Annotated in this window: 8 protein-coding genes; all 8 read right to left on the minus strand. The window is 47.7% G+C overall.

What is annotated here, in order from left to right:
• Positions 1-143: 143 nt before the first annotated feature.
• Positions 144-782, minus strand: a complete 639-nt coding sequence (gene pyrE, locus ACG95_RS09930) for an orotate phosphoribosyltransferase (RefSeq protein WP_048000355.1) — start codon at positions 780-782, stop codon at positions 144-146.
• A 3-nt stretch (positions 783-785) separates the two neighbouring features.
• Complete coding sequence (pyrF, locus tag ACG95_RS09935) at positions 786-1,502, minus strand: orotidine-5'-phosphate decarboxylase (protein ID WP_048000356.1); 717 nt, start codon at positions 1,500-1,502, stop codon at positions 786-788.
• The gene (locus tag ACG95_RS09940) at positions 1,499-2,416 is read right to left on the minus strand and encodes a dihydroorotate dehydrogenase (protein ID WP_048000357.1); all 918 of its coding nucleotides are present in this window, start codon (positions 2,414-2,416) and stop codon (positions 1,499-1,501) included. Before ACG95_RS09940 ends, pyrF begins: the two co-directional genes overlap by 4 nt.
• A gap of 64 nt (positions 2,417-2,480) precedes the next feature.
• Positions 2,481-5,657 carry a carbamoyl-phosphate synthase large subunit gene (gene carB, locus ACG95_RS09945; protein WP_048000358.1) on the minus strand — a complete coding sequence of 1,059 codons (3,177 nt, stop codon included), beginning with the start codon at positions 5,655-5,657 and terminating at the stop codon, positions 2,481-2,483.
• Positions 5,650-6,744, minus strand: coding sequence for a carbamoyl phosphate synthase small subunit (locus tag ACG95_RS09950; protein WP_048000359.1), 1,095 nt, complete (start codon positions 6,742-6,744; stop codon positions 5,650-5,652). Before ACG95_RS09950 ends, carB begins: the two co-directional genes overlap by 8 nt.
• Positions 6,741-8,033 carry a dihydroorotase gene (locus ACG95_RS09955; protein ID WP_048000360.1) on the minus strand — a complete coding sequence of 431 codons (1,293 nt, stop codon included), beginning with the start codon at positions 8,031-8,033 and terminating at the stop codon, positions 6,741-6,743. The genes ACG95_RS09950 and ACG95_RS09955 overlap by 4 nt, the downstream gene beginning before the upstream one ends.
• A 2-nt stretch (positions 8,034-8,035) precedes the next feature.
• A complete protein-coding gene (locus ACG95_RS09960) occupies positions 8,036-8,971 on the minus strand; it encodes an aspartate carbamoyltransferase catalytic subunit (RefSeq protein WP_048000361.1) in 936 nt (311 codons plus the stop codon).
• Positions 8,972-9,112: 141 nt separating this feature from the next.
• Entirely contained in the window at positions 9,113-9,655 is a 543-nt protein-coding gene (pyrR, locus tag ACG95_RS09965; protein ID WP_048000362.1) for a bifunctional pyr operon transcriptional regulator/uracil phosphoribosyltransferase PyrR, read from the minus strand.
• Positions 9,656-9,970 lie beyond the last annotated feature (315 nt).

The following is a 9,970-nucleotide window of genomic DNA, read 5'->3' on the forward strand; positions in this document are numbered from 1 at the left end:
CCAGCGTTGTCAGACTGCCCCGGTAGGCGGGAAAGGCCGTACATATGACATCATAAATAGCACAATTCCTACTTGTTCAGAAAACAAACATCAAAATAAAAAAGCTTGAGTTTTTCAACCCAAACTTTTATTAAATACTCTATTTAATGATTCGCACCCCAGTGTTGTGGATCCTGACGCCAAGTATGCAATGAAGCCAATTCATCATCGTCGATATAAGCTTTATCACGCGCTACTTTGATCAACGTGGTGTAGTTAGTCAAGCTGAATAGTGGTAATTCAGCCGCTGCAAAGTTAGTGGTTGCGGCATCCAAGCCGTAGCTAAAGATTGACCCAACTGCTTGAATATCGCCGCCTTCAGCCTGTACTGCTTTGGCTGCTTGTAAGACACTACCGCCCGTTGAAATCAGGTCATCCAGCATGACGACCTTAGCACCCGCTTTTAAGACGCCTTCAATCTGACGACCAGCACCGTGATCCTTGGGTTTTGAACGAACGTAGATCAGTGGTAAGTCCAAAATCTGAGCAACCCACGCAGCATGAGGAATCCCAGCCGTGGCTACTCCGGCAATCACTTCAGTATCTGGATACTGTGCTTTGATAATGTCAGCGATACCCTGTGCAATTCGTTGCCGCACTTGTGGGTATGAGATCGTCAACCGGTTATCGGTATAGATGGGGCTATGAATCCCACTCGCCCACGTAAATGGTTCGTTAGGACGTAACGTCACCGCCTGAATTGATAATAAATCCTGTGCAATCGTCGCTGCAATTTCAGTCATACTTTAAACTCTCCATTCTGTCATTATTCGTTGGTAAGCCTCTACTGGATCGTCAGCCTGTGTAATTGGTCGGCCAACCACTAGGCCGTTACTGCCCGCTTTGGCAGCCGCGGCGGGTGTCATCACGCGTTGCTGATCATCTGCCTGCGCGCTAGCTGGCCGAATCCCTGGCGTAATGCCAAGAAAATCATCGCCAACCGCCACGTGAATCGCACTAATTTCTTGTGCTGAACAGATCACCCCATCGCAATCGCTCTGTTGCGCAAGTTGCGCGTAGTGAACCACGCTAGCTTGCACCGTCCCAGCAATCTGTTGGTCTTCATTCAGAATTTCTTGACTCGTTGACGTTAACTGCGTAATTGCCAGTAACTTAGGTGCCGCTAATCCTTCTTCAGCAGCGCCAGCCAACAAACCGCGTTTAGCAGCCGCTAGCATGACGTGACCGCCAGCCGCGTGAACCGTCGTGTAAGTGACGCCGAGTCGGCCAATCACCCGCATCCCGGCTTCAACCGTATTTGGAATATCGTGTAGTTTCAAATCTAGGAAAACGTCGTGACCACGGTCTTGAATCGCTTTTACGATTGCGGGACCGGCCGCATAGAATAATTCCATGCCAATCTTAACGGTAACGTGTAGTTCAGCTGAAAACTGGTCTAAGAATGCTAATGCCTTTTCCGCCGTTGGAAAATCCAGCGCAATAATTACTGGTCTACTACTCATCCCTGCACCTCGGTAATCAGTGATTGCAAGCTTTCAATACCGTACTTATCCATTGTTGCGGGTAAGCCGTTGATAATATCGGTACAAGCAGTTGGTTGACCGTAAGTTGCCGCGCCAACTTGAACCGCGTTAGCACCAGCAAGGTAAAATTCAAGGACGTCTTCCGGTGTGAAGACCCCACCGACACCGATGATTGGTAAGGCCGTCTGTTGACGAACCTCGTGAATCATCCGTACAGCTAATGGATGGATGGCCTTACCAGACAAACCACCTGTTCCGTGTGCCAAGATTGGTTTCCGAGTGGCAAGGTCGATCCCCATTCCAGTCAACGTATTGATCATCGTCAAACCAGCCGCACCGCCAGCTTCAGCAGCTTTGGCAATCGGCACGATGTCAGTCACGTTAGGCGTTAATTTCATGAAGACAGGCTTGTCGACTGCCGCTACAATTTGGCGAGTCAGTTCCGTCACCGTCTCTGGATCAGTTCCGAAGGCTAAACCACCGTGGTCAACATTTGGGCATGAGATGTTAACTTCCAGTAATTTGACATTGGGTGCGCTGGCCATCTTACGGGCTACCGTCACGTATTCGTCAAAACTAGCTCCCGCCACACTACCAATAATCGGTAGTTCTGGATAATTGGTCGCTAACCAAGGTAGCTTTTCAGCTAACACGTTGTCGATGCCCGGATTTTTGAGTCCAATCGCATTTAGCCATCCAGCCGTCGTTACCGCCGTGGTTGGTCGCGCATTACCCACTTTAGGTTCAGCGGTCGTTGACTTGATAACTAAGCCGCCTAACGCACCTAAATCTAACTGTTGCGCCATCTGTTGACCATACGCTGCCGTACCACTGGCGGGCATGACTGGGGTTTGTAACGTTACCCCAGCTAAATCTACTGTTAACCGTCCCATGATAATTCCTCCTGTTTTAACCTAATCTGCTACTCGTCGAAACTCGTCCTAAGTGCTGCACTTTTTATAAGGCTTGAGTGACAAATGATTGTGATTCGCGGACCCGTAAGATTGCGTCGACCGTATCAAGTGCTGTAAATAATGGAATATTGTGCATGATCGAGGTATTCCGAATCAAAGTACCGTCGTCAGCCGCATGTTCCTCATCTGAAACCGTGTTGATGACCACTTGAACTTTACCGGCTTCCATCTGATGGATTAAGTCGTGTTCACCGCTATCAATCTTGTCGACGACATCTACTGGTAAACCAGCTTGTTCTAAGGTCGTGGCTGTCCCACGCGTTGCCAATAACTGGTAACCGAGTGCGTGGAACCGGCGTGCTAACTTAACAGCTTCTGGTTTATCGTCGTCACGAACCGTAATCAAGACGTTCCCATGATCTGGCACGTGCAATTTAGCTGCTTCAAAGGCTTTGTATAAAGCCTTTGCCATCGTCACATCGCTACCCATAACTTCCCCAGTCGACTTCATTTCTGGTCCGAGCAAACTATCAACTCGGTTCAGTTTGGAGAATGAGAAGACCGGCGCCTTAACGTGAACTAGTGGACCAGGTGTGACTAAACCAGTCTGATAACCTTGTTCAACTAAGGACTGCCCAAGAATGGCACGTGTTGCGACTTGCGCCATTGGAATGTCGGTAACCTTACTCAAGAACGGTACCGTCCGGCTAGCCCGTGGGTTAACTTCAATCACGTAAACTTGGTCTTCGTGAATCACAAACTGGATGTTCATCATACCGACACACTTCAAGGCGATCGCTAACTGTTCCGTATACGTCACAATCTGTTTTTGAACCGCCGCTGATAATGATTGTGGTGGGTAGACCGCCATCGAATCACCAGAGTGAACCCCGGCCCGTTCGATATGTTCCATGATTCCTGGAATCAAGACCGTCTCACCGTCACAGATGGCATCAACTTCACATTCCTTACCGACTAAGTAACTGTCTACTAGTACGGGATGATCGTGTGAAACTTGAACCGCATTGTGCATGTAGTAATCAAGGTCAGCCTTACGTTTGACGATTTCCATCGCCCGTCCACCGAGAACGTAGCTAGGCCGTACTAAGACGGGATAGCCAAGTCGATCAGCAATTGCTAAGGCGGTTGCTTCGTCGCTCGCCGTATCACCGGCTGGTTGTGGAATCTGCAATGATTTAATAACTTTATCGAACTCGTCACGATCTTCAGCTCGGTTCACATCAGCCACGCTAGTTCCTAAGATCTTAATCCCGTGATCTTCTAGTGGTTTAGCTAAGTTGATCGCCGTTTGACCACCGAATTGGACGATAACGCCGAGTGGTTTTTCCATCTCAACAACGTTCAGAACGTCTTCAATCGTCAGTGGTTCAAAATAGAGTTTGTCAGAAACTGAGAAGTCGGTTGAAACCGTTTCAGGATTACTGTTCATGATAATGGCTTCGTAACCGGCCTTTTGAATCGCCTTAACGGAATGAACGGTGGCGTAGTCGAATTCGACCCCCTGACCGATTCGGATTGGACCAGAACCTAGTACTAAGACAGATGGCCGTTTCGTAACGACACTTTCATTTTCATACTCGTAGGTGCCGTAGTAGTAAGGAGTTTCTGAGGCAAATTCCCCCGCACAAGTATCGACCATCTTATAAACAGGCGTTAACTGGTGGGCAATCCGGAATTGACGGACTTCATCAGTCGTTTCGTGCCAGTAATCAGCGACCGTCTGATCCGCAAATCCATTACGCTTGGCAATGGCTAAGGTATCCAGATCATCAACATTGGCTTGTAAGTCCCGTTCGATTTCAATAATGTGCAAGAGCTTATCCAAGAAGAAGATGTTGATCTTAGTTAATTCAGCTAGTTCTTCGATTGGATAGCCGCGGCGAATCGCTTCGGTCAGGTAGAATAACCGGTCGTCCTGAGCGTGAATCATTTTATCGCTGAGTTCGTCATCGTCGACGGTCTTTAAGGCTGGTTCTTCGGCATGGTGAACGCCGATTTCAAGTGAACGAACGGCCTTCAACGTCGCTTCTTCAATATTACGACCGATTGCCATAACTTCCCCAGTGGCTTTCATCTGGGTCCCTAAACGGCGATCAGCGTGGGTGAACTTGTCGAATGGCCAGCGTGGAATTTTGCAGACCACGTAGTCCAGCGCTGGTTCAAATTCGGCGTAAGTCGTTCCCGTAACGGGGTTCTTAATTTCATCCAAATGTAGACCAACCGCGATTTTCGCTGCCATCTTAGCAATCGGATAACCGGTTGCCTTTGAGGCTAAGGCTGAAGAACGGCTGACCCGTGGGTTAACTTCGATAATATAGTAGTTAAAACTATCAGGATCGAGGGCCAACTGAACGTTGCAGCCCCCTTCGATTTTCAAGGCCCGAATAATCTTCAGTGAGGCATCGCGAAGCATCTGAACTTCACGATCCGCTAAGGTTTGGACGGGCGCATATACGATTGAATCCCCGGTATGAATTCCGACTGGATCAAAGTTTTCCATGTTGCAGACGACCATGGCGTTATCAGCTGCATCCCGCATTACTTCAAATTCAATTTCTTTGTAACCGGCAATACTCTGTTCGATCAAAACCTGAGTTACGGGTGATAAAGACAGCCCATTTTCAGTAATGTCGTGGAGTTGTTGCTTGTTGTCAGCAATCCCACCACCGGTACCACCCATGGTGAAAGCTGGCCGGACAATAACGGGATAACCTGCTTCTTCAGCAAAATCGAGAGCTTCTTCAACCGTCCGCGCGATTCCAGAAGCAGGCACGGGTTCGCCCAATTCTTCCATTAAATCTTTAAACTGTTCGCGGTCTTCAGCTTGATCGATCGCGCTGAGTTTCGTTCCGAGTAATTCAATGCGTAACTCGTCCAGAATGCCCGACTTAGAAAGTTCCATTGCCATGTTCAACCCTTGTTGACCACCAAGTGTTGGCAGGATTGCATCGGGACGTTCCTTGCGCAGAATTTGCGAAACAAATTCTAGCGTGATGGGTTCCAAGTAAACTTGATCTGCAATTTCTTTATCGGTCATAATCGTAGCCGGATTGGAGTTAACCAACACAACTTCGTAATCCAGTTCCTTAAGTGCTAAGCACGCTTGGGTCCCAGAGTAATCGAATTCGGCCGCCTGACCAATAATGATGGGGCCAGAACCGATCACTAAGATCTTATGAATATCCGTCCGTTTAGGCATTAAATGTACTTCCTTTCCGGTTTACTGGGTTCGTCGCCATCAAATCAATAAATTCATCAAAAATGTGATCCGCATCGTGGGGACCAGGCGCAGCGTCTGGATGAAATTGGACTGAAAAGGCTGCATAGTCTCGGAGACGTAACCCTTCCACCGTGCTATCGTTGATTTCTTCGTGAGTCATCATTAATCGTGTATCTTCTAATGATTCACGTGAAACCGCATAACCGTGGTTTTGTGAGGTGAAGTCGATCCGACCGGTCGCAATTTCACGTACCGGATGGTTAAAGCCACGGTGACCAAACTTCATCTTGAAAGTGTCAGCCCCATTTGCGAGTGCGAATAATTGGTGTCCGAGACAGATACCGAATAATGGCACGTGTTTTTCAACTTCGCGAATCATCGTCAAGGCTTCTGGCACATCCTTAGGATCACCAGGGCCGTTAGTTAGCATCACGCCATCTGGATTCAGCGCTAGAATTTCACTGGCCGTTGTATTGTAAGGTAATACCGTTAAGTTACACTGACGTTTAGCCAATTCACGTAAGATCGAGTGTTTGAGACCGAAATCAACCACGACCACGTTAGGACCAGTTGCGGGGTTCGGATAGGCATTATGCGTTGAACTCTGAGCAACGACGGCCCGGTTCAATTCAGTTACTTTTAAGCGTTCGACCGTGTCTGGTAAGACGTTATCCACGATGGTTGCTTTCATGGCACCCTTCGTCCGAATATGCTTTGTGACTGCCCGAGTATCAATATCCGCAATACCGGGAATATCATTTTGTTTTAAGTAATCATCTAACGAGAGTTCGTTGCGCCAATTGCTAGCTCGGCGGGCAACTTCGTGAACAACCACACCCTTGCAGGTAGGTTTAATCGATTCGTGATCATCCCGATTGATGCCGTAATTACCGATCAACGGGTAAGTAAACATCAAGATTTCACCGTTATAGGATTGATCAGTGATCGATTCTTGATAGCCGCTCATCCCAGTACTAAATACCAGTTCACCGACCGTTGCGGTTTCCGCCCCAAATCCCGTACCGGGATAAATGGTGCCATCTTCGAGTACTAAGTAACGTTTCATGCTTGTTGGTCCTTTCCGTATGCCTTCTGACCGTCAACCAGCGTCATCAGAACATCCCCATACACGTGGCGTCCAATAAATGGTGAATTATGCCCTTTTGATAACATTTGGGCTGCTTGAATTTCATATTCATGATCTAAATCAATAATAGCTAAATCTGCTGGTGCACCGACCGCTAATTGACCAGCATCCGTTAAACCAAATAATTGGGCTGGACGCGTACTCATCAGTTCGATCAGGCGACCTAGTGTCAGTAAATGAGACTTAACAAACGTCGTATACATGACCGCAAAGGCTGTTTCAATTCCAGTAATCCCAAACGACGCCGTCTTCATGCTACCTGCTTTTTCAGCATCCGTGTGAGGCGCATGGTCAGTCGCAACCATGTCGATCGTGCCATCTAAGAGTCCGGCAACCATAGCAGCTCGGTCCTTAGGTGAACGTAATGGTGGATTCATCTTCAACATCGGATTATCCATCGTGATGTCTTCATCGCTCAACAACAGATGGTGTGGTGATACCTCGCAGGTCACGTTGATGCCCGCACGTTTAGCGTCCCGAATGACGCGTAAACTTTCAGCAGTTGAAACGTGACAAACGTGGTAGTGCACACCACTAGCTTCAGCTAACATCACGTCGCGCGCAACTTGGGCCGCTTCTGAAACATTGTTGATGCCGGGTAAGCCTAAGCGATCTGCGACTGGTCCGGCATTCATGACACCGTGATGGTAGAGTGAATCATCTTCAACGTGCGCTGCTAGTGGCAAGCCAACTTTAGCTGCCCCCTGCATCGCTTGTAACATCGTTCCCGCCGTTTGCACGCCGGAACCGTCATTGCTGACTGCAAAGGCGCCCGCTTGTTTGATGCCCTCAAAGTCAACTAAGGTTTCACTCGTTCGTTGTTCCGTAATGCTAGCGTATTGAGCGACGTGAACGTGCCCTTCTTGCTGATTGCGAGCAACCATTTTGGCAACCTTAGCTGGTGTATCTGGCACGGGATCAACGTTCGGCATCGCACCGATCGTGGTAAAGCCACCGTGAGCGGCTGCTAACGTCCCAGTAGCAAGGGTTTCCTTAGCCGTTTGACCAGGGTCGCGTAAGTGCACATGCACGTCGACTAACCCGGGACTAACGAAGTGGCCGTCCGCACAGATAACGTGTTCGGCTGGGCCAAACTGCTCATGTAATTGGTGACCAATCGCCTTGATGCGGCCATCCTCAATTAAAATATCATTGGTTTGTAACCGATCCTGTTGCCAGATTTGTGCATTCTTAATTAACGTTGTCATGGTTATGCCTCCAATTGTTCAGCTGTGAGTAACCCTTGATGTACCAAGACGTTAGCAATCATTGCCATTCGAATATAGACACCGTTCGTCATCTGTTGGAAGATTCGCGATTGCGGTGCTTCAACTAAGTCACTGGCGAGTTCAACGCCACGATTGACCGGAGCTGGATGCATGATAATTGCGTGCTTAGGCATTTTAGCTGCTCGCTCTTCAGTCAGTCCGTATTGTTGATGGTAAGCCGCCGTATCAAACTGCTGATCACTAGCCTGTGCTAAGCGTTCATGTTGAACTCGGAGCAACATCATGACGTCCATCTCACCAACCAAGTCATCGATTGAGCGGTGTTCACCATATTGAGCAAAATCACTATTGTACCATTCTTCCGGACCACCAAAGTAAACTTGAGCACCTAATTGTGTGAGTAATTCCATGTTGGAGCGGGCAACTCGTGAATGAGCCAGGTCCCCGACAATGGCAATCTTCAAACCGTCGAAGTGACCGAATTCTTCATAGATTGTCAGCATATCCAGTAATGACTGTGAGGGGTGTTGACCGCTACCATCCCCAGCGTTAATCAAACTCAATGATAAGTTTGCATCTACTAAGGGGAGGTAATATTGATCATGTGGATGCCGAATCACTGCTAAGTTAACTCCGATTGCTTGAACTGTTTTAAGCGTATCGAGTAAGCTTTCGCCCTTAGTCACTGAACTAGTGGTTGGATCGAACGGAATCACGTCAAGACCTAAGCGCCGTTCTGCAACTTCAAAGCTAGTATGTGTCCGCGTGCTATGTTCAAAGAATAGGTTCATTGCAAATGCTTGTTTGTTCAATTGCACCGTTTTTCCATTTTTGAATGCCTGTGCGAGTTTGATAAACGCCATCACATCTTGATTATTGAACTGGTCAACACTAACTAAGTTATTACTGATTTTCATGACTATTGCCGTCTCCTTTGGTATAAAAAAAGTCTAGCTCCCGCAAAAATGTTTGCAAAGAGGCTAGACTCCGAGTGGCCACGCATGACCAAACCGTTTCGTTCCTCTCTGGAAACAATTAAATGGTTTTATTCAATTACATTATTCTTCTAATTTTTCAATACTGATCCCCTCGTGGCCGTCGTATTCTTCCAACGCCACACTGACCTGTTCATCCAAAGCGGTCGGGATGTTCTTACCAATAAAATCTGGACGGATTGGCAACTCACGATGTCCACGGTCAACTAAGACGGCCAATGAAATCTTGGCGGGACGTCCTTGGTCCATCAGGGCATCTAATGCTGCCCGGACAGTCCGACCAGTGAAGAGCACGTCATCAACTAAAATGACGTGTTTGCCACTGATATCCACAGGAATATCCGTACCGTTAACCTTAGCTTGCCCCGCCACATCAACGGCATGGTGATCATCACGGTATAAGGTAATATCTAATGAACCAACTGGCACGTCAACGCCCTCTAACTGTTTTAACCGCTGAGCTAAACGTTGTGCCAAGTAAATTCCACGCGTCTTAATACCGATAAACACTAGGTTACCGACACCCTTATTCTGTTCGATGATTTCATAAGTGATCCGCGTTAGTGCGCGGCGGATGGTCATTGCATCAACAACTTCTCGTGCCATTACTTCGTCAGCTCCATTTCGATTTCGATGATTTCACCCTGGGTACAAAAAAAGGCCTACCCGTTTTCCTGCGAAAAGCGTGGGAGACCCTAAAATAACCGTTCCCCTTGTTAGCCTCACAGGACTAATTTAAAGGTGCTTGTTTAATTGGACTAAGTGTAACGGACTCCTAGAAATCTGTCAAGGAAGAATCTTTGAAAGCGCCTTAATTAAATAAGGTTCTTGTGACTAAACCAAAACCCTTTGAATATCGACTATTAAGGATAGCTAACTACTTACGTGACGCTATCCATGCGGACTTACCCGCCTACCGGA

Source organism: Lactiplantibacillus herbarum (assembly GCF_001039045.1).
GTDB classification, from domain to species: domain Bacteria; phylum Bacillota; class Bacilli; order Lactobacillales; family Lactobacillaceae; genus Lactiplantibacillus; species Lactiplantibacillus herbarum.

Coding starts and splice junctions, on each gene's coding strand:
- pyrE (WP_048000355.1), bottom strand. CDS start 782: ATGACTGAAATTGCAGCGACGATTGCACAGGATTTATTATCAATTCAG.
- pyrF (WP_048000356.1), bottom strand. CDS start 1,502: ATGAGTAGTAGACCAGTAATTATTGCGCTGGATTTTCCAACGGCGGAA.
- ACG95_RS09940 (WP_048000357.1), bottom strand. CDS start 2,416: ATGGGACGGTTAACAGTAGATTTAGCTGGGGTAACGTTACAAACCCCA.
- carB (WP_048000358.1), bottom strand. CDS start 5,657: ATGCCTAAACGGACGGATATTCATAAGATCTTAGTGATCGGTTCTGGC.
- ACG95_RS09950 (WP_048000359.1), bottom strand. CDS start 6,744: ATGAAACGTTACTTAGTACTCGAAGATGGCACCATTTATCCCGGTACG.
- ACG95_RS09955 (WP_048000360.1), bottom strand. CDS start 8,033: ATGACAACGTTAATTAAGAATGCACAAATCTGGCAACAGGATCGGTTA.
- ACG95_RS09960 (WP_048000361.1), bottom strand. CDS start 8,971: ATGAAAATCAGTAATAACTTAGTTAGTGTTGACCAGTTCAATAATCAA.
- pyrR (WP_048000362.1), bottom strand. CDS start 9,655: ATGGCACGAGAAGTTGTTGATGCAATGACCATCCGCCGCGCACTAACG.